Genomic DNA, 21,038 nt, shown 5'->3' with positions numbered 1-21,038 from the left:
TGGGCACCATGATCCGTACACACCAAGCCGGGACCCTTCGTGCCGAACACGCGGGGCAGACAGTGACTCTCGCGGGCTGGGTGGCCCGACGTCGCGATCATGGAGGCGTCACCTTCATCGATCTGCGCGACGGCTCCGGCGTGGTGCAGATCGTCTTCAGGTCCACCGAGGAGGCGCACGCGCTGCGCAACGAGTTCTGCGTCAAGGTGACCGGCACGGTCGGGGCGCGTCCGGAGGGCAACGAGAACCCGGAGCTGCCCACCGGTGCGATCGAGGTCACAGTCACCGATCTCGAGGTGCTCTCCGAGGCCGCGCCGCTGCCGTTCCCGATCGACGAGCACGTCACCGTCGGCGAGGAGGCGCGCCTGCGCCACCGCTACCTCGACCTGCGCCGCGACACCCAGGCTCGCTACATCAAGCTGAGGTCGCGAGCCAACGCCATCGCCCGCGAGGTGCTGGGCGAGCGGGAGTTCCTGGAGATCGAGACGCCGACGCTGACCCGGTCGACCCCCGAAGGCGCGCGCGACTTCCTTGTCCCCGTTCGGCTTCAGCCCGGTTCCTGGTACGCCCTGCCGCAGTCGCCCCAGCTGTTCAAGCAGCTGTTGATGGTGGCCGGGATGGAGCGCTACTACCAGATCGCGCGCTGCTACCGCGACGAGGACTTCCGCGCCGACCGCCAGCCCGAGTTCACCCAGCTCGACATCGAGATGTCCTTCGTGACCCAGGACGACATCATCGAGCTGGGCGAGGCGATCGTGGGCGCGCTCTGGAAGGAGCTGGCCGGTTACGAGCTGCAGGCGCCGTTGCCCCGCATCACCTACCACGAGGCTATGGACCGTTACGGCTCGGACAAGCCCGACCTGCGCTACTCGGTGGAATTGAAAGACCTAACTGCCTATTTTGCGGGTACCGACTTCCGCGTGTTCCAAGCCGACTACGTGGGCGCGGTCGTGATGCCCGGCGGGGCCGCCCAGACCCGCAAGGAGCTCGACGGCTGGCAGGACTGGGCCAAGGCGCGCGGGGCGCGCGGGCTGGCCTACGTCGTGCTCGACGCGGAAACCGGCGAGGCGCGTGGCCCGGTGGCCAAGAACCTGTCCGAGGCGCACCTGACCGGCCTGGCCGACGCGGTCGGGGCCAAGCCCGGCGACGCGGTCTTCTTCGCGGCCGGTGCCCGGCACGCGTCGCAGGAGCTGCTCGGCGCGGCGCGCATCGAAATCGCCAAGCGCGCCAACCTGATTGACGAGAGCGCCTGGGCCTTCTGCTGGATCGTCGACGCCCCCATGTTCGAAAAGACTGACGACGGTGCCTGGACGGCCGTGCACCACCCGTTCACCTCACCGAACGAGGAGTGGCTCGACCGGTTCGAGGAGGCGCCGGACAAGGCGCTTGCCTACGCCTACGACATCGTCTGCAACGGCAACGAGATCGGCGGTGGCTCGATCCGTATCCATCGTGGCGATGTGCAGAGGCGCGTCTTCACCCTGCTGGGCATCACCGAGGCGGAGGCGAAGGACAAGTTCGGCTTCCTGCTCGACGCATTCCAATACGGCCCCCCGCCGCACGGCGGCATCGCCTTCGGCTGGGACAGGGTCTGCATGGTTATCGCGGGCACCGACTCGATCCGTGACGTCATCGCGTTTCCCAAGTCGGGCAACGGTTTCGACCCGCTCACCGGCGCGCCGACCCCGATCACGGGTCAGCAGCGCAAGGAGGCCGGCGTGGACGCCAAGCCCAAGGAGGCGGTCAAGGCCTGAGCACCAGCTCGGCGAAACGCGCGGCCTGGGCCTTGGCCGGGCCGCGCGTCGCTGCGGCCAGCTCGGTGGCGAGCAGGCGCGTGTCGGGGCGCATGCGCACCTCTTCGGGCGCGACGCGATAGGCCTTCTTCAGCGCCCCCACGGCGGCCGCGGGCTGGGCGATGGCCTGTAACGCGCGGGCGCTGCCGACGTGATAGGCCGCCAGCCGCTCTGGCAGAAAGATCGCGGTGGGGTCGATCGCGGCTGACACCTGCAGCGCGGCGGCCGGCTCGGCGAGCTGAAGCAGGACGTCGAGCCGGTGCAGCGACACGTTGCTGGCTCCGAATGCCGTCCAGCCGAAGTTTCTTTCCGCCCCAAGGGTTTTCGCGGCTCGTGCCGCGTCGGTCAGGAGTGCGGCGGCGGCCGCGCGATCGGCGGCGTGAGCCGCGGCTACCGCCCCGCTCAACAGCAGGGCCCCATAGGCTGACATTGGGCGCGGGCCGTCGAGGCCGACCGTGGCGGCCAGTTGCGCGGCCGCCTGCCGGGCGTAGGCAAGCGCACGTTCGTGATGCCCGCTGTGGTGCAAGGCCTGGGCTGTGCAGCGGGCGCTGGCGGCGATGACAAGCGGATCCCCGCTCGCCTCCGCTTCGCTCGCGCTTCGCTCCGCCGCCAGCATGGCCAGCGGCAGCTCGCCGAGCTTGACCAGCAGACCGGCCGTGATCTGGTGCACCGCGGCGGCGAGCCGTCTGATCCGGTGCGGAAAACGTGCCTGTCCGTCGGCTCTGGCCTCGGCTAGCGCCTGCGCGAGGGTGGCAAGCTCGCCGGCCACGGCGCGATAGCGCGCCTCCTGATAGGCCATCCTGGCCCTGGCCACCTGCAGCTCGAGGTGGATCAGCGCCGGTGGCCGCGCCCCGCGGGCCTGCGGCGGCGGGACGAGCAGCTCGCCGAGCGTGGCCACCATCGGCGCGACACCTGCGGCGGCGGTGGTGGTTTGCTCGCCGATCAGGAGCGCCAGCCCTGCCGCATCATCCTCCGCGGCCGCGGTGAGCTGCTCTGTGAGCGGCCACCGTGGGCTGCCGGCCGCGCTGGTCGGCGCAGGTTGCTGCTGCGCGCTGAGAGTCGCGGCGAGCCGTCGCCTCACCGCGGCGGGCGCGGCGGCCAGGGCTTCGTCGAGCTTGCGCTGCACGTCCCAGCGCAGCCTGGCCTCGCCGCGCTTGCCCCAACTCGCCACGCCACGGCGGGAGACCTCCAGGTGGCTGGCGAAGTCGTCGATGCTCATGCGCATCGCCTCGCGAAGCGCGTGAGCGGCGCTCGCGTTCCACACCGAAATCACCCCGCCACACCCCCCGCCGGCGGGCTCAGTGAGCCGAAAAGGATCGTCCATTCCCGACATATGCCTCGCAGTTGCACTGTAAATGCACTGCGCATTCATTATGCGGTCGTGCTCTGACAGGCAGCCTGAGGTGAGGGCTTTCGCTGCCGGTGGCCATCGGGGCGGCGTCGGTGGAAGCGGACGCGCGGCGGGGAAGCCGGGGTCCCGGGCCGCATCCCGTCGCGTGTCCATCAGTCGGCCGATGACCGGATGGAGCAACCATGCGACCACGTTTTCTTGTTCTCCTCACCTGGGTACGCGACGAGCCCGAGCGTGACGAGGTGCACCGTCCGGAAAGGACGATCGAAGCGATCGGCGCCGTCGACCGCGACGCCGCACACGAACTCTTCCGGGCCATGTGTGCCCTGCCCGCGGTAAGGGCCGGAAAGCAGCGGGCCAAAGTGGTCGACCTCGCCGGAGGCGACGACTGGGAGCCGGGCAGCTGGATCGCCCCGCTGGTGACCGCCGAAACCCGCAAGGCGCTGCGCCGGATAGGGATGCGTCGACGGCACTCGTGGAAATAGGCGAACGAATTGGGCGACGCAGCGTATTGGCATCATTGCCTACAGTGCTGAGGGGTGGCGGCGCCTGAACAGCCAGGTATCGTCTGGCTAATGCAACCCGACGGACTGTTCGAGCTCACGCCCGCCAAGGGTGCGGGGCCGGAGTTCGCTGTGCCGTCGTCGGACGCCCCACTGGCCGTGCGCATGCGCCCGGCCAGCCTCGATGAGCTGGTCGGACAGGATCATCTGCTGGCGGCCGGGGCGCCGCTGCGCCGGGTCGTGGCCGGGGGCGCCCCGATGTCGGTCATCCTGTGGGGTCCGCCCGGGTGCGGCAAGACCACCATCGCCCACCTGGTCGCCGCGGCCGAGGAGCGCCACTTCGTGGCCATGTCGGCGCTGACCGCCGGGGTCAAGGACGTCCGCGAGGTGATCGACGCCGCTCGGCGCAGGCGCATGTCTGGTGGCAAGCCGACGGTCCTGTTCATCGACGAGGTGCACCGCTTCACCAAGACCCAGCAGGACTCGCTGCTGGCCGCGGTCGAGAACGGCACGGTCACCCTGCTGGCGGCCACCACCGAGAACCCGCACTTCTCGGTGATCAATCCGCTGCTGTCCCGTTGCGTGCTGCTGACCCTCAAGCCGCTGGGCGACGACGCCGTCCGCGAGCTGGTGCGCCGCGCCGTGTCCGACCCGCGGGGGCTGGCGAGCAAGGTGAAGCTCGCGACCGCCGCCGAAGACCACCTGGTAAGGCTCGCCGGCGGGGATGTGCGCAAGGCGCTGACGGCGCTGGAAGCCGCGTTCGGCGCGGCGGCCGCGAGCGAGTCGGCCGAGATCGACCTGGACATGGCCGAGAAAGCCGTCGACGTGGCCGCATTGCGCTACGACCGCGACGGCGACGAGCATTACGACGTGATCAGCGCCTTCATCAAGAGCATGCGAGGCTCCGATGTGGACGCTTCGCTGCACTATCTGGCCCGGATGCTGGTCGCCGGGGAGGACCCGCGCTTCATCGCGCGCCGCCTGGTCATCCTCGCCAGCGAGGACATCGGGATGGCCGACCCGACCGCGCTGACCGCGGCCGTCAACGCCTCCTACGCGGTGCAGACCATAGGCCTGCCCGAGGCTCAGCTCAACCTCGCCCACGCCGTGGTCCACCTGGCCACGGCCCCCAAGTCGAACGCGGTCACCGTCGCCATCTCCAAGGCCCTGGAGGACGTGCGGGCGGGCCGGGCCGGCACCGTCCCCCAGCATCTGCGTGACGCGCATTACAGCGGGGCCAAGGGGTTGGGGCACGGCATCGGCTACCTCTACCCGCACGACGACCCGCGCGGGGTCTCGCCACAGCAATACCCTCCAGACGCGCTCACCGGGGTTGACTACTATCGTCCGACGACCCACGGTGCGGAACGCCCCATCGCCGAGCGGTTGCCGAAGCTCCGTCACCTGATCCGCAGCGGCGTCACCGATGAGGAGAGAAGAGAAGTATGAGTGGCAAACGTTCTTCTTCTCCGGGTGATGACATCCCCAAGGAGGAGACCGGCTGGCTCGACGATCTTCGAAAAGCCAAGAAGTCCGGTGACGATCTTGGTCCCAACGACTTCACGAGTGGCGGCACCGACCGCTGGGCCAAGCTGAGCGCACTCGGCGACCACGACTCCGCGCCGGCCGAGCCGCGCCCGCCGCGCGAGTCCGCACCGCGGCGCAACCGAGCGGAGGGCGGGGAGCCCTCGGGCCGCCGCCGGGCCGCCGAGGCCGAGTCGATGGAGAGCCGCCGCGCCCGCATGGAGGCCGCGGCCGCCAACCTCATCGGCCGCCGGGCCCAGCCCGAGCCGGAGCCCGACCCGCAGTCCATGGTGGGCCGCCGGGCCCGGCCTGAGCCGGAGCCCGACCCGCAGACCCTGGTGGGCCGCCGCGCTCGGCCTGAGCCCGAGCCCGACCCGCAGACCTTGGTAGGCCGCCGCGCCCGGCCAGAGCCCGAGCCCGAGCCGCAGAAGCTGGTGGGCCGGCGCGCGCGCAAAGAGCCCGAGCAGGATGCGCTCTTCGACCGGCCCGGCAAGAGCGAGCCACGTCGGCGGTCCGCCTTCTCCGACTCCGACCCGATCTCGCCCGCACCCGGCGGTCGCGGGCGTCGCGACCCCATCGACGAGCCCCCGGCAAGCAGAGGCGGGTCCCGCCGCGACCTGGACGAGCCTCCACCGAGCAGAGGCGGCTCACGCCGCAGCGACCCCATGGACGAACCCCCGGCCGGTGGCCGAGGTGCGCGCCGGGGCGATTCCGGCGACGAGCCGGTGCGCCGCCGTTCCCCGTTCGGCGAACGGCCGGGCTCCAACGCTCCGGTCAGCTCGCCACCGTCCGACGAGCCCCGCCGCCGGTCCACCTTCGGCGACCGCTCGTCCCCGGGGGTGCCCGAGGAAGGGCGGCGGCGTTCGCCCTTCGGGCTTCGGCCCAGCCTGGGCGCTCCGGTCACGCCACCGCCGGTCGAGGAGACACGGCGGCGTCCGTTCGGCGACCGGTCCAGCATCCCGATCCCCCCACCCGTCGATGAGCCGCGTCGGCGCACCCCGGCCAGCCCGCCTCCATCGCCGGGCGACGAGCCGCGCCGCCGGTCACCGTTCGCGCCCGGGACCCCGGCCCGTCCCAGTGCCCTGAAGCCACCGCTCAACGCCGAGCCTGAGCCGATCGGCCCGGCGCGCCCGCTGCGCGGCGCCGGCCTGGCCCTGGGTTCGGTGATGGGCGCCGGAGCGCCCCCGATGACAGCGCCCGGAATCCCGCTCCAGCCCGGTCCGCAGGCACCGGTGCGGCCGCATTCGCCGGCCGGTCCGCCCCCGCCCGCGGCGGCGGCCGGACACGGCCCGCGCGCAGGTCTGGCCGCCGGTGTGCAGGCGATCCGAGGAGCTCGCTCCGAGGTACGCCGCCAGCTTCGCGAGCAGCAGCGGCTGCGCATGTGGACGCTCATCGCGCTGGTGGTGGCCGTGGTGGGCGCGTTGCCTTTCTACTTCGTGCTGCGCGCGGCCACCCGCGACCCGGTGATCACCTCGCTCGACGCGCTGGCCGTGCCGGACTGGGCGGTGGCCAACAAGACCGACAACATCACGGGCAGCCGATGGTGCCTGCTCGACTGCCGGTACAGGGAAAGGACAGCGGACTCGAGCAAGACCATTCCCGATACCGCGAAGGTCTACCGTGACGCGCTGGTAGGCGCCGGCTGGTCGCCGATGGTCAACATCCAGGGCTGCGAGCCGAGCGAGACGCCCGAGCAGGGCGACCACAGCTGCTGGCAGCGTGACGAGTTCACTCTCGACCTGACCGTCAGCGAGCCACCCTGCAAGCTGGAAGGTGGTGGGCGGCGCGGCTTTGACACGCCCGTGCCCACTTCGTCGGCCTCGCCGGAGGCGACTCCGGATCCGGCGCCCTCCGAGTGCGGCGGTTCGGTCGTGCACATCAAGGTCTTCAACGCCATCGATGACATCAGGCTGCGCTACTCGCCCGAGCCGTCGCTGGATCCCGGGCTGGACAACCTCACCGATGAAGACCTGAACCCGTCGGCGAGCCCGACGCCGTAGCGGCCACCCCACATTCGCCGAGCCGCGAGGGTTGCGATCAGGCCCTGCGGTAGGGTCATTGGCATGTCTGGTGGCGAGATCGCGGCGCTCATCGCTGCGGGTGCGTTCTTGATGCTCGTGATCGTTCTCGCTGTGCCCATCCTTCGGTTGCGGCACACCGTTGACGAGGCGACGCAGGCGTTGCGCCAGGTCAACCAGCGCACAGGACCGATGCTCGACAATGTCAACCTGACCGTCGACAACGTGAACACCACGCTCGGCCAGTTCCAGACCTCATTGGACGGTGTCAACGTCCAGCTCGCCCGCGTCGATGTGATGACTCAGCATGTCTCGTCGGCCACCGCCAATGTCGCCAACCTTGTCAACGTGGTCACCACGACCGCGTCCAGCCCGCTGGTCAAGGCGGCCGCCTTCACCTACGGCCTGCGCAAGGCCACCGGCGACAAGCGCAAGGCCGACGAGGAGCAGGCCATGCGCGAGGAGCTGAAGGCGCGCAAGCGAATGCGGAGGGGCTGAGGTGTTCAAGCGGCTGATGTGGCTCGGCATAGGCATCGGCATCGGTGTCGTGGTGGTCCGCACGATTACGAAGAAGGTCAGCGCTTTCTCCCCGGCCGGGCTGGCCGGTCAGGCCCACGAGTCGCTGTCGGGTGCGGCCGGGTCGGTACGCGGATTCCTCGAAGACCTCCGCGATGGCATGGAAGAGCGCGAGGACGACATCCGCGCTCACTTCGCCGAGGGGATAGCGTTGGATGCGCCGGACCTGCCCTGGGCGCAGGGTGTGGGGCACCGGTTTGCCAGGTTCAAGCAGCAACTTGAGAGCGAGTGACACCCACGATGAGGACCGCTGAGGTCAAGCGACGGTTCCTGGCGCACTTCGAGTCCAACGGGCACACCGTGGTGCCCAGTGCACCCCTGCCCGCTATCGACGACCCCAACCTGCTGTTCATCAACGCCGGCATGGTGCAGTTCGTGCCCTACTTCCTAGGCCAGCAGGCGGCGCCGTTCAAGCGCGCGGTCAGCGTGCAGAAGTGCATTCGCACCCCGGACATCGACGAGGTTGGCAAGACCAGCCGCCACGGCACGTTCTTCCAGATGAACGGCAACTTCTCCTTCGGCGACTACTTCAAGGAGCAGGCCATCCCGCTGGCCTGGGAGCTGAGCACCAAGCCGGTTTCCGAGGGCGGTTACGGGCTGGACCCGGAGCGCATCTGGGCCACAGTCTACCTCGACGACGACGAGTCCATCGACATCTGGCACCGCACCGGGCTGCCGCTGGAGCGCATCGTGCGCCGCGGCAAAGCCGACAACTATTGGTCGATGGGCATTCCCGGCCCGGCCGGGCCGTGCTCGGAGATCTACTACGACCGTGGCGCGGAATATGGCAAGGAGGGCGGACCCGAGGTAGACGAGGATCGCTACCTCGAGTTCTGGAACAACGTCTTCATGCAGTACGAGATCGCGGACGTGAAGAGCAAGCAGGAGTTCCGGGTCGTCGGTGAGCTGCCCGCGAAGAACATCGACACGGGCATGGGCCTGGAGCGCATGGCGTCGATCCTGCAGAACGTCGACAACATGTACGAGATCGACGAGATCCGCCCGCTCATCGACCGCGCCGTCGAGCTGACCGGAAAGCGTTACGGCCAAGGCGTTTCCAAGGTGGCCAGCGAGTCGCATCCCGACGATGTGCGGCTGCGGGTCATCGCCGATCACGTGCGCACGTCGCTGATGCTCATCGGCGACGGGGTGACCCCGTCCAACGAGGGCCGCGGATATGTGTTGCGGCGCATCATGCGCCGGGCCATCCGCGCGGTGCGGCTGCTCGGTTACGAAGACCCGGCTCTGCCCGAGCTGCTGCCGGTGGCGCGCGACGCGATGTCGCCCTCGTATCCCGAGCTGGCCGAGGAATTCGAGCGCATCTCCCAGTACGCGTACGCGGAGGAGGAGGCATTCCGGTCGACGCTGCGCGCGGGAACCACCATTTTGGACACCGCCATCGCCGATACGAAGAAGGCGAAGGCCAAGGAACTCAGTGGCGACAAGGCTTTCCAGCTTCACGACACCTACGGTTTCCCGATCGATCTGACCCTGGAGATCGCGGCCGAGCAGGGCTTGAAGGTGGACACGGAGGGCTTCCGCCGGCTCATGGCCGAGCAGCGGTCGCGCGCCAAGGCCGACGCCAAAGCCCGCAAGAGCGGCCACGCCGACCTTTCCGCCTACCGCTCGGCCCTCGAAGACGGCGGTGCGGTCGAGTTCACCGGCTACGCCGAGGTTTCCCGCGAGTCGCGGGTGCGGGCGCTGCTGGGCGCGCCGGGCCGGGTCGAGGTGGCCGGGCTGGGCGAGATCGTCGAGCTGGTGCTCGACTCGACGCCGTTCTATGCCGAGGGCGGTGGCCAGCAGCCCGACACGGGCCTGATCACGGTGGGTGGTGGCCGGGCCGAGGTGCTCGATGTGCAGCAGCCGGTGCCCGGCCTGATCGTGCACAAGGTGAAGATCGTCGATGGCGAGATCCGCGTGGGGGAGGCTGGTTTCGCCGAGATTGACACTGAGCGCCGCCGGGCCATCTCGCGTGCCCACACCGCGACCCACCTCGTGCACCAGACCATGCGCAACTTCCTGGGCGAGTCCGCCACCCAGGCCGGGTCCATGAACGCGCCGGGCCGGCTGCGGTTCGACTTCAACACCCCGCAGGCGGTTGCGCCAAGCGTGCTTCACGATGTGGAGCAGCAGATCAACGAGGTGCTGATGCAGGACCTTGAGGTCCGTGCCTTCCTCACCTCACAGGCAGAGGCGCGGGCCATGGGCGCGATGGCGCTGTTCGGCGAGAAATACGGCGACGTGGTGCGCGTCGTCGAGGTCGGCGACTACGCGCGGGAGCTGTGCGGTGGCACCCACACCCCGAGCTCGGGCCACCTGGGCCTGGTGAAGATCCTGTCGGAGGCCTCCATCGGCTCGGGGGTGCGCCGGGTGGAAGCGCTCGTCGGCATGGATGCCTTCCGGCACCTCGCCAAGGAACATCTGCTGGTTTCCCGGTTGGCTGAGCTTTATCGGGTACCAAATGAGCAAGTGGCAGAACGTGTTGAGCAGACCGTGTCGCAGTTGCGAGACGCCGAGCGTGAGCTGGAGAAGCTGCGCGCCCAGCTGGTGCTCGGGGGTGCGGCCGCGCTTGCCGCGCAGGCCAAGGATCTGCGCGGGGTCGCTTATGTCGGCACCGAGGCGCCCGAGGGCGCGGCGGTCAACGACGTGCGCACGCTGGCCCAGGAGGTCCGCGGAATGATTGCGGCCGATCGCCCGGCCGTGGTGGCGGTCGTCTCCCGCGCGAACGGCAAGGCCTCGCTCATCGTGGCCATCAACGGCGCCGCCAAGAGCCGCGGCATCTCCGCTGCGGATCTGGTCAAGGGCGCCCTGTCGGGCCGGGGCGGCGGCAACGCCGATCTGGCGCAGGGCGGTGGCCTTCCGGCGGAGGAAGCGCCCAACCTGCTCGTCGCGGTCGAGCGCGCATTGGCTGACGCGTAGATCCATGCAGCGTGGGGTAAGACTCGGTATCGATGTCGGCAAGGTTCGCGTCGGGGTGGCCAGAAGCGACCCCGACGGGATTCTTGCCACTCCCGTGGTCACGCTGGCGCGTGACAACACCGAGAATACGGACTTGCCCACGGACATTTCAGAGATCTCCCAACTGGTCACCGAACACGAGGCCGTCGAGGTGGTGTTGGGGCTGCCAGTGAACCTCTCCGGGGCGGAAGGACCAGCCGCGATTCATGTCCGCGCATATGCTGAAAAATTGGCGGATGTGATAGCCCCGGTGCCGGTGGTGCTGTCTGACGAGAGGATGTCAACGGTAGCGGCGACCCGTAGGCTCTCGGATCGGGGAGTGAAAGGGAGGCGCCAGCGGGCGGTTGTCGATCAGGCGGCCGCGGTGGAAATCTTGCAAAGCTGGCTCGACTCGCAGCGGAGGCGTAGATGATGATTGATGACCTGGATCTCGGGTTCGATGAGCCCGACGACAAGGGGCGTCACAGACGCGGCCGAAAGGCGGCCCGGAAGAAGAACAAGGGCACCCGCGGCCGCAGCATTATGGCGCTACTGGTGACTTTGCTGCTGCTGGGCGGGCTGGGCTTCGGCGGCTATCTCGGTTATCAAGCGCTGGCGCAGAAGTTCACCACGCCCGACTATCAGGGTCAGGGCGTGTCGGAGACGGTCCAGATCGAGATTTTGCCCGGCGCCACCCAGGTCGACATCGCCAAGACGCTCAAAGCGGCTGACGTCATCAAGAGCGAGAAGGCGTTCACCGAGAGCGGCAATCGCGACGCGCTGAAGATTCAGCCTGGTGTATACAACCTGCACAAGCGGATGAGCGGCGCCGCGGCGGTGCTGGCTCTGCTCGACCTGAAGAACCGGATAGTCAACGGCGTCACCATTCCCGAGGGCCTGATCACCCTTGAGATCTATGACATTTTGGCCAAGGCGCTCAAGCTCAACGTGGATGACTTCAAAGCCGCCGCGCAAGACCCGGTGAAGCTGGGCATCCCCGACTGGTGGTTCAACCGCAAGGACGGCGTCGCCCCGACCACACCCAGGTCGCTGGAGGGGTTCCTGTTCCCGGCGACCTACGAGTTCCCGCCCAACATCGGCGCCGAAGCCGCGCTGAAGGTGATGGTGAACCACTTCCTGACCGTCACCGGCAAGATGCGCTTCGCCGACCGGGTCCAGGCCGAGCGGCACATCTCGCCCTATGAGGCGCTGGTCACCGCGTCCATTGTGGAGGGTGAGGTGCAGAAGCCGGAGGACATGGGCAAGGCCGCGCGCGCCATCTACAACCGCGCCTACACCGACAAGGCCGACACCAAGCTGCTCCAGGTCGATGCCGCGTTCAACTATCAGTTCAAGCTGCAGGGCAAGGATCCGAAGCACTCCAACGACCTGCGGGTCAGCGAGATGCAGAACGCGAACAACCCGTACAACACCTACAAGCGGCCCGGTCTGACCCCCACGCCGATCGGCAACCCGGGTGAGAACGCGCTCAAAGCGGCCATGGATCCGCCCGTGGGCAACTGGCTCTACTGGGTGACCGTCGATGCGCAGGGCACCACCCTGTTCGCCGACACCCTTTCCCAGCATGACAACAACAAGCAGGTCGGCTGCCGCAACGGGTTCCTCACCACATGCTGAGCAGGCGTGCCGGGGTGCTCGGCAAACCCGTCGGCCACTCCCTGTCGCCTGTGCTGCACAACGCCGGGTACGCCGCTGCAGGCCTGGAAAACTGGAGCTACGACGCCACCGAGTGCGCCGAGGACGACCTCGCGGGCCTGGTCGAAGGGCTGGGCCCGGAGTGGGCCGGGCTGTCGCTTACCATGCCGCTCAAGGAGGTCGCCCTCAAGGTGGCCACCTCGGTCAGCCCGCTGGCCGAGGCGATCGGAGCCGCCAACACCCTGGTACGCCGCGACGATGGCTGGCACGCGGAGAACACCGACGTGCCGGGAATGGTCGCCGCCCTGCGTTCGGCCGGGGTGACCCGGCCCAAATCCGTTGCCGTGCTTGGGGCCGGCGGCACAGCGCGGGCCGCGTTGGGTGCCGCGGCCGAGCTGGGCGTGCGCCAGGTGGTGCTGTTTGCCCGGCGCGCCGAGGCCATCGACGAGCTGGGCCCGGTCGCCGAGGCGCTGCGGCTGAGCCTGTCCGGCATGACCTGGCCGGGCGTTGCCCGCTGCGGGATGCACGATGTCGTCATCTCCACCGTCCCCAAGGGCGTGGCCGACGACATTTCCGTGCGCTGGCGGGCGCAGACCGTGCTCTTCGATGTCGTCTACGATCCGTGGCCCACCCCTCTGGCCGCCTCGGCTGCCGCCGCTGGGTGCCACATTGTGTCCGGTTTGGACCTTCTGCTGGAGCAGGCGCTGGGCCAGTTCGAGCTTTTCACCGGTGTGCCAGCGCCGCGCGCGGAAATGCGCGCGGCGCTCTTCGCAGCGCGGGGCATGCCCCTCACCTGACGCCCAGCATCGTCACGTCCAGATAGGACGGTGTGAAGACGCTGGTCAGCTCAGCCGGAAGCGGGTAGGTCTGGCGCACAGTGCCGTCGCTGTCCATTACCTTCAGCTGCCCGTCAACCGCGATGATGATGAGCCCGTCGTGGAAGAACCGTCCCGAGTTGGTCTCGTTGACAGGCATGGGACGCAGCTTGCCGGTCTGGGTGTCGAGCAGCTCACGCCAGCTATGGGCGCGCCCGCCGTCGGTGGGGAAGGGCCCAAGGGCGACATAACGCCCGTCCTCAGAGACATCCACCACCGAAGGCCCCGCTACCTCACATTCGGTGCAGGTGTAGGACACCTGCCTGACCAGGCTGCCGTCCGCACGCTTGACGATCACCCGGCTCGGGCCGGCGGCGACGTGCGCGTAGAACGATCCGTTGGCCGACCATCGCAGATAAAGGCCGACAGCGCCCGGCCCGCTGACTGCGCCGGTGGCGACCTGGATGGTGCGGTCGGAGGTGATCAGGCTCTTCGAATCGGCCGACCAGACCGGCGCGGAATGACCCGCCGCTGACACATTGCTTGCCAGCTTTCGCTTTTCGGAGCCGTCGAGATTGGCAATGTAAAGATCGTTGTTGCTGGCGACCCAGGCGAGCTTGCTGCCGTCGGGTGCGACGGAGATCGTCGCGAAGACGAACTCGTATTCGTCTGGGCTGATGGAGGTCAGCAGGTTGGTCTTCCCGTCGGCACCGAAGGCATAGATTCGCACCGGTTCGCCGGTGCGTGAGGTCGCGAAGTAGGCCACCGCGAAGACGGGCTGAGCCGGCGAACTCGTCGGCGTGGGGACCGCGGTTGCCGACGGCGTGCCGCCCGGCGTTGGCGGGCCCTGGTTGTCCTGGCCTAGAGCCGCATAGGTGGCCACGGGTGCCGCGATTACCAGGGCCGCCAGCGCGCTGAGCGTGGCGAGGCGATTTCGCCGGTGCCGTGCCGCAATGTTTCGCACCACCGCCGGGCCGGCTGGGCGTAGAGCAGGATCGGCGGCCCGGTTGAACTGCTGGAAAGCACCCGAGATGAGCTGGTCGTCGTCGAAGTCACTCATGATCAGTTCTCCCTTCTCAGCTGGGCGGCCAGCGCGGCGCGGCCGCGGCTGAGCCACGACTTGACCGTTCCCTCGGCGACACCTTCCTGTGCCGCTATCTCGGCCACGCTCAGCTGGGCCTGGTAATGCAGGACGACGGCACGGCGATGGTTGGCGGGCAGGGTCGCCAGGGCCCGGGTCAGCGCGACCCGATCGGGGTCGGGGCCCTCGATGTGCTCGGTGCGCTGACGGCGCAGGAACACCGAAGCGTTGCGCTGCTTACGGAAATGGTTGGTGGCCAGGTTCCAGGCCACTCGGCGTACCCAGGCCACCGGCTCGTCATATCCGCTGAGGTGCTTCCAGCGGGCGAAGGCCCGGGCGAACGCTTCGTGCACCACATCCTGGGCTTCGGACAGGTCGCCAAGGTAGGCGTAGAGCTGAAGGGTGAGGCCGCGAACGCTGGCCGAGTAGAACTCGTCAAAGTCGGCCGACTCCCGCGCTCTGGCCTGCGGCACGCCCACGGTCAATGCCACCGAGATCATTCCTCCTCCTGAGTGGCGTGGTGGTGTTCGACGCTAGCTACACACGCGGCGGCGGGTTCCGGTTGCAGGTGCGCGGGCAGCGCTGTTTGCGGCTCGCTCTTAGACTTCGGCGGTGCCTTACCGGAGGTTCTGTCGCATCGCGACCATGGTGTTCCTGCTGTTCACTGTCTATCCGTTGGCGGTCAAGCTCGTCGAGCACCGGCTCGCCCACGACTGGCTGCACAGCATGCTCCACCTAGGCTCGGCGGCCCTCGCCGGCTACGCCGGCTGGCTCGCCCGCTCGCTCACCCCCGCGATCCTCTACACCTGGTTCATCGGAGTCTTCTACACCGCCCTGGGCGTCGTCGGCTGGTTCATCGACGGCCTGCTGCTGGAAACCCACCTCGCGATCCCGCTCGGCCCGGTCGACAACATCTTCCACCTCGGCGTCGGCGGCGCGGCACTCACCGTGGCCCTGATAGCCCGAAGCCGGTCAGGGGACAGAGGCTAGGAGCTCGGAGAGTTTGACCGGACGCAGGCCGCGTTGGGCCAGGCCTTCGAGGATCGGGACGAGGGCTTCGTCGGTGAAGGCGGCGTTGGCTTCGGTGATGTGCATGACGACGATGGACCCGGGCTGAACCCTATCGAGCACCGCTCGCACGATCGGTGCGGCTGCGGTGGCGAAGGGGTCGCCGGAGACCACGTCGCCGTCGACGACGGTGACTCCGAGTGGGGCGAGCGCGGTCAGGGCGGCGGCGTCGTGGCACAGGCCGGGGAAGCGGAAGTAGTGGGTCTGGTTGCCGCCGAAGGGGGCCAATACCTCGAAGGTGCGCCGGGCGTCGGCGGTCATCTCTGTCCGGGGGAGCTGTTCGAGGGTGTAGCAGTTGGGCTTGTAGGCCGCGTGCCGGTAGGTGTGGTTCGCGATCTCGTTGCGGTCCTGGGCGGCGATGCGCTCGAGCACGTCGGGGTAGCGCTCGGCCCACATGCCGGTGACGAAGAAGGTCGCCGGAACCCGCCTCTCCTCAAGGATGTCAAGGATCGCCAGGTTGGCGTATGACTTGACCTGGCCCGATTTCAGCGCGGCGAGCATGGAGGGGGTCATGTCGGCGTCGAAGGTGAGCGCGACGACCTTCTGGCCGCGGGGCCCGTGGTCGACGATCGGCGGGGTGCGGCCCGGATCGACGGCGCCGGGCTGGGGGCGCGCGGCGATCGGCTCGGCGCTCACCCTTGCGGGTGGGGCCGGCGGTGGGGCGGGAGTGGGCGCGGGCGAGCCGCAACCGGCCAGAACCGTTGCCAGGGTAAGGCAAACGAAGATCCCCCGTGACGAACGCATCGGGACATGATGGCAGATGTAGAGATCTTTGGGGGGCGTGAAAGACTGATCAGGTGTTGCGATGGCTGACGGCAGGGGAATCGCACGGACCGGCATTGGTGGCGGTCCTTGACGGTGTCCCGGCCGGGGTGGAGATTACGTCAGACCAGATCGGCCGGGAGCTCGCCCGGCGCCGGCTCGGCTACGGCCGGGGCGCGCGGATGAGCTTTGAGCAGGACGTGGTGACGATTCTGGGCGGGGTGCGGCACGGGCTCAGCCTCGGCAGCCCGGTCGCCATCCAGATCGGCAACTCCGAGTGGCCGAAGTGGGAGATAGTGATGTCGGCCGATCCGGTCGACGCCGACCTGTTGGCCTCGCTGGCCCGCAACGCCCCGCTGACCAGGCCCCGGCCCGGTCACGCCGACCTGGCGGGCATGCAGAAATATGGCCATACGGATGCCCGGCCGATCCTCGAAAGGGCCAGCGCAAGAGAGACGGCCGCCCGATGTGCTGTCGGCACGGTGGCCAAAGCCCTGCTGCGGCAGGCGCTCGGGATCGAGATCGTGTCGCACGTGGTGGAGCTGGGTTCGGTGGCGGTCAAGCCGGGCCTGGTGGCGACCCCCGCCGACCAGGAGCGGATAGACGCAGACCCGTTGCGCTGCTTGGATTCTGAGGCCAGCGCGCGGATGGTCGCCGAGGTCGACGCCGCCAAGAAAGATGCCGACACGCTCGGCGGCATCGTCGAGGTGCTCGCCTACGGAGTTCCGCCCGGCCTGGGCAGCCACACCCAGTGGGACCGCAAGCTGGATGCCCGGCTCGCCACCGCGCTGATGTCGATCCAGGCCATCAAGGGCGTGGAGATCGGCGACGCGTTCACCCAGGCGCGCTCCCGGGGCTCGGTGGCCCACGACGAGATCGTGCCGACCGCGACCGGGGTCAAGCGGCTCACCGATCGGGCGGGCGGGCTTGAGGGCGGCATGACCTCGGGTGAGCCGCTGCGGGTGCGCGCCGCGATGAAGCCCATCTCGTCGCTCAATCGCGCGCTGTCCACTGTGGACGTGGCGACCGGCGAGGCGGCCACCGCCATCAACCAGCGCTCCGACGTGTGTGCGGTGCCGGCCGCGGCGGTCGTGGCCGAATCCATGATGGCGCTTGTGCTCGCCGAAGCGGCGACCGAGAAGTTCGGCGGCGATTCCGTTGCCGAGATCAAACGCAATCTTTCTGGGTACCTGGCAAGCCTGGTGATCGCATGAAACCGCTAGCCGTGATCGTCGGCCCGCCCGGCTCGGGCAAGTCCACGGTCGGCACCCTGCTCGCGCAACAGGCGGGAGTGTCCTTTCGCGACACTGATGCCGATATCGTGGCAGCGCAGGGCAAACCGATCCAGGACATCTTCGTCGAGGAGGGCGAGGAGCATTTCCGTGCCCTGGAACGCGAAGCGGTGGCCCGTGCACTGTCCGAACACGACGGTGTACTGGCCCTGGGCGGCGGGGCGATCCTGGCCGAGCAGACCCGCATCCTGCTCAAGGCGCACACGGTGATCTTCTTGACGGTGGAGCTGGGCGAGGCGGTGCGCAGGGTGGGAATTGACCAGGGCCGGCCGCTGCTGATGATGAACCCGCGCGCCACCTTGCGCTACCTGATGGAGCAACGGCGTCCCCTCTACGAGGAGGTCGCCACCCACACCGTCGACACCAGCGGCCGCGAGCCCGCCGAAATCGTGACTGAGATAGCAAAGGCGCTCACATGATCCCCATCTGCGCCCGCGCTGGCGGGCACCATGGCGGTCCACAGCGAGTGTCCGGCGGCGCGGCGGCTCGCCGTCGTGGGGAGGTGTCGGCGTGACACGGATATCTGTCGGCGGGGACCAGCCCTACGACGTGATCATCGGTGACCATGTGAGCCCGCAGGTGGCCGGGTTCGTCGAGGGGGCGAGCCGGGCCGCGGTCATCTTCACCGCCTCGGTCAGCCACGACGCCTCGCATGCCGTGCACTCGCTCATCGATGCCGGGTTGGAGGTCACCCCGATCGAGGTGCCCGACGCGGAGGCCGGCAAGACCGTTCAGGTCGCCTCCGGCTGCTGGGACAAGCTGGCGGCCAACGGGTTCACCCGTTCCGACGTCGTCGTGGGCGTGGGCGGGGGAGCGCTGACCGACATCGCCGGGTTCGTGGCCGCGACCTGGCTGCGCGGCGTGCGCTGGGTGCCGATCGCCACCAGCATCAACGGGATGGTCGACGCGGCCATCGGCGGGAAGACGGGCATAAATATTTCCGCCGGCAAGAACCTGGTGGGCTCCTTCCACCCCCCGGCGGGCGTGTTGTGTGAGCTCTCCGCCCTGCGCAGCCTGCCCCCGGCCCAGCTCACCGCCGGTTTGGCCGAGGTGGTCAAGTGCGGCTTCATCGCCGACCCGGTGATCCTGGAGCTGGTCGCCACGCCCACCGAGTCCCTGCGCGAGCTGATCGAGCGCTCGATCAGGGTCAAGGCTCATGTGGTCGCCAACGACCTGAAGGAGTCCGGGCTGCGGGAGATCCTCAACTACGGCCACACCCTGGCCCACGCGATCGAAAAGGTGGAGGGCTACACCTGGTCCCACGGAAACGCGGTGGCCGTCGGCATGGTCTACGCGGCGTCCGTGGGCGCGCGGACAGGGCGGCCCGACTTCACCGAGCAGACCCGCAAACTCTTGCTGGACCTGGGTTTGCCCATCGGCTACGAGGGCGACTGGTCCGCATTGCGGGCTGCCATGGCCATCGATAAGAAGTCTCGCGGAGGTGCGCTACGGTTTGTTCTTCTTGACGACCTGGCGCGGCCGGTGACGGTACCCGTCGATGATGAAGATCTTCTTATGAGGGCTTATGAAGACCTACGTGCTTAACGGAGTCAATCTTGGCCGGCTCGGCACCCGGCAGACCGACATCTATGGTCTGACCGACTACGCCTCGCTGGCCGAGATGTGCATCAAAACCGGCGCGGAGCTCGGCCTCGACGTGGAGGTCAAGCAGACCGACGACGAGCACGAGCTGGTGGTCTGGCTGCACCGGGCCGCCGACGAAGGGGCGGCGGTGGTGCTGAACGCGGGGGCGTGGTCGCACTACTCGATCGCCCTGCGTGACGCCTGCGCCATGCTCAACGCCCCGCTGATCGAAGTGCATCTCTCCAACATCTATGCTCGCGAAGAGTTCCGGCATCACTCGGTGATCTCCGGCGTGGCATCCGGTGTGATCTGCGGCTTAGGTGTCGATGGCTACCGTCTTGCGCTGCTGCACCTATCAAGCCGGTAGACTCAACCGGCGTTTGTTCATTGATTACTAATCAGGAGACACGGCAGTGGCCACCACGAACGACCTCAAAAACGGCATCGTGCTCAACCTCGACAACGAGCTCTGGACGGTGGTCGAGTTCCAGCACGTCAAGCCCGGCAAAGGCCCGGCGTTTGTGCGCACCACGCTCAAGCACGTGCTCTCTGGCAAGGTCGTCGACAAGACCTTCAACGCCGGCACCAAGGTCGAGACCGCCAACGTCGACAAGCGCTCGATGCAGTACCTGTACAAGGACGGCGACGACTACGTCTTCATGGACCTGGACACCTACGACCAGATCCACGTGTCGCCGACCACCGTGGGCGACAACGTGAACTACCTCCTGCCCGAGGGCGAGGTCGTTGTGGCCACGCACGAGGGTGTGCCGCTGTACATCGAGCTTCCAACCAGCCTCATGTTCGAGGTCACCTATACCGAGCCGGGCCTGCAGGGCGACCGCTCGACCGGCGGCACCAAGCCCGCCACCATCTCCACCGGCGCGACCGTCCAGGTGCCGCTCTTCATCACCACCGGTGAGAAGATCAAGGTCGACACGCGCGATGGCCGTTACCTCGGTCGCTCGTAATGCCTTGCACCTCAGCGACTCAGCGCCCGTTGGGCCTTATGGCATGGAGCTTGCGTAATGCCTGAAGGCCCAAAGACCAACATGCCTGCGCGCCGCAGGGCGCGTAAGCGTGCGCTGGATGTGCTTTACCAAGCCGATCTGCGCGATCTGCCGGTGCCGGGGGTGCTCGACGCCTACGTCGAGCGTTTGGAAAGCCCGAAGCCGGAGCACCTGCCCTACACCATCAGCCTCGTCCACGGCGTCGACCAAAACCTGCGACGCATCGACGAAACCATCTCCACCTATGCCGAGGGCTGGACGCTGGACAGGATGCCGGTGGTCGACCGCAACCTGGCCAGGATCGCCGTCTACGAGCTGTTCTACGTCGATGAGATCGACGACCCGGTGGCCATCACCGAGGCTGTCGAGCTGGCGCGCGAGCTTTCCACCGATGACTCGCCGCGTTTCCTCAACGGCCTGCTCGGCCGCATCGCCGATTACGCTCCGCGCGACTAGGGCGGCCCGTCACCGGTAAAGCGTGTAACGAACATGCTTGATCGGCGGCAGGTGCTCATAGCCGGAGCCGATCGGCTGCATGCGGGAGTTCCCGTCGAGCAGGAAACCGAAGCGCTCGTAGAAGCCGCGGGCGCGGGGATTGTCGGCGATCACCCACAGCCGGATCTCGGTGAGGCCCTGCTCGACAAGGTGCTTAACGCTGGTTTGCATCAAGGCCAGGCCGGCCCCGGTCGACCAGTGCTCAGGCGCGACATAGATAGCCATCACTTCGCCGATGCCGTCTTGCGCGATGTTGTCCTCGTCGCGGAAACGCCCAACCGCCGCATGACCGATCACCCGCCCGTCGGCCTCAGCGACGAACACCTCGGCCGGCGGGATCCGTCTGGCCAGCATTTCCCGGCGTCGCAGCGCCCAATCAGCAGGGTCGAGCGCCGCCAGAAAGTCGGAAGGCAGCGCGTGCGCGTAAGCCGCCTGCCAGCTGCGCACATGGTTCGCCGCGATCTGCTCGGTGTCGTCGAGCCCAGCCCGCCGAATCAGAGGCATAGTCCAAACTCTATCTCCACCACTCGCCGCTCCGCGGCGATGCCGCGCGTTGCTTCGCACGCGACCATA

The 21,038-nt window shown here is 68.3% G+C and carries 22 protein-coding genes; 17 read left to right on the top strand and 5 right to left on the bottom strand.

What is annotated here, in order from left to right; translation table 11 throughout:
* The first annotated feature begins 8 nt into the window (after nt 1–8).
* Nucleotides 9–1,754 carry an aspartate--tRNA ligase gene (gene aspS / locus Rhe02_RS21615; protein WP_203910118.1) on the top strand — a complete coding sequence of 582 codons (1,746 nt, stop codon included), beginning with the start codon at nt 9–11 and terminating at the stop codon, nt 1,752–1,754.
* Here the strand turns inward: aspS and Rhe02_RS21610 are convergent.
* The gene (locus Rhe02_RS21610; protein ID WP_203910117.1) at nt 1,744–3,066 is read right to left on the bottom strand and encodes a hypothetical protein; all 1,323 of its coding nucleotides are present in this window, start codon (nt 3,064–3,066) and stop codon (nt 1,744–1,746) included. The two genes, aspS and Rhe02_RS21610, sit on opposite strands and share 11 nt — an antisense overlap.
* 260 nt (nt 3,067–3,326) lie before the next feature.
* Between Rhe02_RS21610 and Rhe02_RS21605 the strand changes: the two genes are divergently transcribed.
* The 9 genes from Rhe02_RS21605 (at nt 3,327) to Rhe02_RS21565 (ending at nt 13,155) form a co-directional block, all read left to right on the top strand.
* Entirely contained in the window at nt 3,327–3,629 is a 303-nt protein-coding gene (locus Rhe02_RS21605) for a hypothetical protein (RefSeq protein ID WP_203910116.1), read from the top strand.
* Between the two features lie 90 nt (nt 3,630–3,719).
* Nucleotides 3,720–5,096 (top strand): replication-associated recombination protein A, encoded by a 1,377-nt coding sequence (locus tag Rhe02_RS21600; RefSeq protein ID WP_203910115.1) that lies wholly within the window; start codon nt 3,720–3,722, stop codon nt 5,094–5,096.
* Nucleotides 5,093–7,171, top strand: coding sequence for a hypothetical protein (locus Rhe02_RS49925; RefSeq protein WP_239123967.1), 2,079 nt, complete (start codon nt 5,093–5,095; stop codon nt 7,169–7,171). The genes Rhe02_RS21600 and Rhe02_RS49925 overlap by 4 nt, the downstream gene beginning before the upstream one ends.
* Nucleotides 7,172–7,234: 63 nt before the next feature.
* A complete protein-coding gene (locus tag Rhe02_RS21590) occupies nt 7,235–7,687 on the top strand; it encodes a DUF948 domain-containing protein (RefSeq protein WP_203910114.1) in 453 nt (150 codons plus the stop codon).
* A 1-nt stretch (nt 7,688) separates the two neighbouring features.
* The gene (locus Rhe02_RS21585) at nt 7,689–7,997 is read left to right on the top strand and encodes a hypothetical protein (RefSeq protein ID WP_203910113.1); all 309 of its coding nucleotides are present in this window, start codon (nt 7,689–7,691) and stop codon (nt 7,995–7,997) included.
* 8 nt (nt 7,998–8,005) lie between these two features.
* Entirely contained in the window at nt 8,006–10,684 is a 2,679-nt protein-coding gene (gene alaS / locus Rhe02_RS21580) for an alanine--tRNA ligase (protein WP_203910112.1), read from the top strand.
* 4 nt (nt 10,685–10,688) lie between these two features.
* Entirely contained in the window at nt 10,689–11,135 is a 447-nt protein-coding gene (ruvX, locus tag Rhe02_RS21575) for a Holliday junction resolvase RuvX (RefSeq protein WP_203910111.1), read from the top strand.
* Nucleotides 11,132–12,340, top strand: coding sequence for an endolytic transglycosylase MltG (mltG, locus tag Rhe02_RS21570; protein WP_373320670.1), 1,209 nt, complete (start codon nt 11,132–11,134; stop codon nt 12,338–12,340). The genes ruvX and mltG overlap by 4 nt, the downstream gene beginning before the upstream one ends.
* Complete coding sequence (locus Rhe02_RS21565) at nt 12,334–13,155, top strand: shikimate dehydrogenase (RefSeq protein WP_203910110.1); 822 nt, start codon at nt 12,334–12,336, stop codon at nt 13,153–13,155. Before mltG ends, Rhe02_RS21565 begins: the two co-directional genes overlap by 7 nt.
* On the opposite strand, the gene Rhe02_RS21560 is transcribed toward Rhe02_RS21565, so the two are convergent.
* Both Rhe02_RS21560 and Rhe02_RS21555 read right to left on the bottom strand, forming a co-directional pair.
* A complete protein-coding gene (locus tag Rhe02_RS21560; protein ID WP_203910109.1) occupies nt 13,148–14,233 on the bottom strand; it encodes a TolB family protein in 1,086 nt (361 codons plus the stop codon). The genes Rhe02_RS21565 and Rhe02_RS21560 overlap by 8 nt on opposite strands.
* Nucleotides 14,234–14,235: 2 nt before the next feature.
* A complete protein-coding gene (locus Rhe02_RS21555; RefSeq protein WP_203910108.1) occupies nt 14,236–14,754 on the bottom strand; it encodes an RNA polymerase sigma factor in 519 nt (172 codons plus the stop codon).
* 112 nt (nt 14,755–14,866) lie between these two features.
* On the opposite strand from Rhe02_RS21555, the gene Rhe02_RS21550 reads away from it, so the two are divergent.
* Entirely contained in the window at nt 14,867–15,244 is a 378-nt protein-coding gene (locus Rhe02_RS21550) for a hypothetical protein (RefSeq protein ID WP_203910107.1), read from the top strand.
* Here the strand turns inward: Rhe02_RS21550 and Rhe02_RS21545 are convergent.
* On the bottom strand, nt 15,227–16,066 hold the full coding sequence (locus Rhe02_RS21545) for a polysaccharide deacetylase family protein (RefSeq protein ID WP_203910106.1): 840 nt from the start codon (nt 16,064–16,066) through the stop codon (nt 15,227–15,229). The two genes, Rhe02_RS21550 and Rhe02_RS21545, sit on opposite strands and share 18 nt — an antisense overlap.
* Nucleotides 16,067–16,119: 53 nt before the next feature.
* Between Rhe02_RS21545 and aroC the strand changes: the two genes are divergently transcribed.
* From aroC to nusB, 6 genes are all read left to right on the top strand, one after another.
* Nucleotides 16,120–17,298, top strand: coding sequence for a chorismate synthase (aroC, locus tag Rhe02_RS21540; RefSeq protein ID WP_203910105.1), 1,179 nt, complete (start codon nt 16,120–16,122; stop codon nt 17,296–17,298).
* Complete coding sequence (locus tag Rhe02_RS21535; protein WP_203910104.1) at nt 17,295–17,795, top strand: shikimate kinase; 501 nt, start codon at nt 17,295–17,297, stop codon at nt 17,793–17,795. The genes aroC and Rhe02_RS21535 overlap by 4 nt, the downstream gene beginning before the upstream one ends.
* Nucleotides 17,796–17,886: 91 nt before the next feature.
* Nucleotides 17,887–18,921, top strand: coding sequence for a 3-dehydroquinate synthase (gene aroB, locus Rhe02_RS21530; protein ID WP_203910103.1), 1,035 nt, complete (start codon nt 17,887–17,889; stop codon nt 18,919–18,921).
* On the top strand, nt 18,902–19,327 hold the full coding sequence (gene aroQ, locus Rhe02_RS21525) for a type II 3-dehydroquinate dehydratase (RefSeq protein ID WP_203910102.1): 426 nt from the start codon (nt 18,902–18,904) through the stop codon (nt 19,325–19,327). The genes aroB and aroQ overlap by 20 nt, the downstream gene beginning before the upstream one ends.
* Nucleotides 19,328–19,373: 46 nt before the next feature.
* Nucleotides 19,374–19,931 (top strand): elongation factor P, encoded by a 558-nt coding sequence (efp, locus tag Rhe02_RS21520; RefSeq protein ID WP_203910101.1) that lies wholly within the window; start codon nt 19,374–19,376, stop codon nt 19,929–19,931.
* Nucleotides 19,932–20,012: 81 nt separating this feature from the next.
* Nucleotides 20,013–20,426: a transcription antitermination factor NusB gene (nusB, locus tag Rhe02_RS21515; protein WP_203910213.1), complete on the top strand. Its 414-nt coding sequence runs from the start codon at nt 20,013–20,015 to the stop codon at nt 20,424–20,426.
* 9 nt (nt 20,427–20,435) lie between these two features.
* On the opposite strand, the gene Rhe02_RS21510 is transcribed toward nusB, so the two are convergent.
* Nucleotides 20,436–20,969: a GNAT family N-acetyltransferase gene (locus Rhe02_RS21510; RefSeq protein WP_203910100.1), complete on the bottom strand. Its 534-nt coding sequence runs from the start codon at nt 20,967–20,969 to the stop codon at nt 20,436–20,438.
* Nucleotides 20,970–21,038: the final 69 nt, after the last annotated feature.

Origin of the sequence: Rhizocola hellebori (genome assembly GCF_016862955.1) — a bacterium.
Taxonomy (GTDB): domain Bacteria; phylum Actinomycetota; class Actinomycetes; order Mycobacteriales; family Micromonosporaceae; genus Rhizocola; species Rhizocola hellebori.
The sequence above is the reverse complement of the archived record's forward strand: the minus strand, read 5'-3'. Positions and strand labels throughout refer to the sequence as shown.

Coding starts and splice junctions, on each gene's coding strand:
- Rhe02_RS21555 (WP_203910108.1), bottom strand. CDS start 14,754: ATGATCTCGGTGGCATTGACCGTGGGCGTGCCGCAGGCCAGAGCGCGG.
- aspS (WP_203910118.1), top strand. CDS start 9: ATGATCCGTACACACCAAGCCGGGACCCTTCGTGCCGAACACGCGGGG.
- Rhe02_RS21605 (WP_203910116.1), top strand. CDS start 3,327: ATGCGACCACGTTTTCTTGTTCTCCTCACCTGGGTACGCGACGAGCCC.
- aroQ (WP_203910102.1), top strand. CDS start 18,902: ATGAAGACCTACGTGCTTAACGGAGTCAATCTTGGCCGGCTCGGCACC.
- Rhe02_RS21535 (WP_203910104.1), top strand. CDS start 17,295: ATGAAACCGCTAGCCGTGATCGTCGGCCCGCCCGGCTCGGGCAAGTCC.
- Rhe02_RS21565 (WP_203910110.1), top strand. CDS start 12,334: ATGCTGAGCAGGCGTGCCGGGGTGCTCGGCAAACCCGTCGGCCACTCC.
- Rhe02_RS21545 (WP_203910106.1), bottom strand. CDS start 16,066: ATGCGTTCGTCACGGGGGATCTTCGTTTGCCTTACCCTGGCAACGGTT.
- Rhe02_RS21510 (WP_203910100.1), bottom strand. CDS start 20,969: ATGCCTCTGATTCGGCGGGCTGGGCTCGACGACACCGAGCAGATCGCG.
- Rhe02_RS49925 (WP_239123967.1), top strand. CDS start 5,093: ATGAGTGGCAAACGTTCTTCTTCTCCGGGTGATGACATCCCCAAGGAG.
- mltG (WP_373320670.1), top strand. CDS start 11,132: ATGATGATTGATGACCTGGATCTCGGGTTCGATGAGCCCGACGACAAG.
- Rhe02_RS21600 (WP_203910115.1), top strand. CDS start 3,720: ATGCAACCCGACGGACTGTTCGAGCTCACGCCCGCCAAGGGTGCGGGG.
- Rhe02_RS21560 (WP_203910109.1), bottom strand. CDS start 14,233: ATGAGTGACTTCGACGACGACCAGCTCATCTCGGGTGCTTTCCAGCAG.
- nusB (WP_203910213.1), top strand. CDS start 20,013: ATGCCTGCGCGCCGCAGGGCGCGTAAGCGTGCGCTGGATGTGCTTTAC.
- Rhe02_RS21590 (WP_203910114.1), top strand. CDS start 7,235: ATGTCTGGTGGCGAGATCGCGGCGCTCATCGCTGCGGGTGCGTTCTTG.
- alaS (WP_203910112.1), top strand. CDS start 8,006: ATGAGGACCGCTGAGGTCAAGCGACGGTTCCTGGCGCACTTCGAGTCC.
- ruvX (WP_203910111.1), top strand. CDS start 10,689: ATGCAGCGTGGGGTAAGACTCGGTATCGATGTCGGCAAGGTTCGCGTC.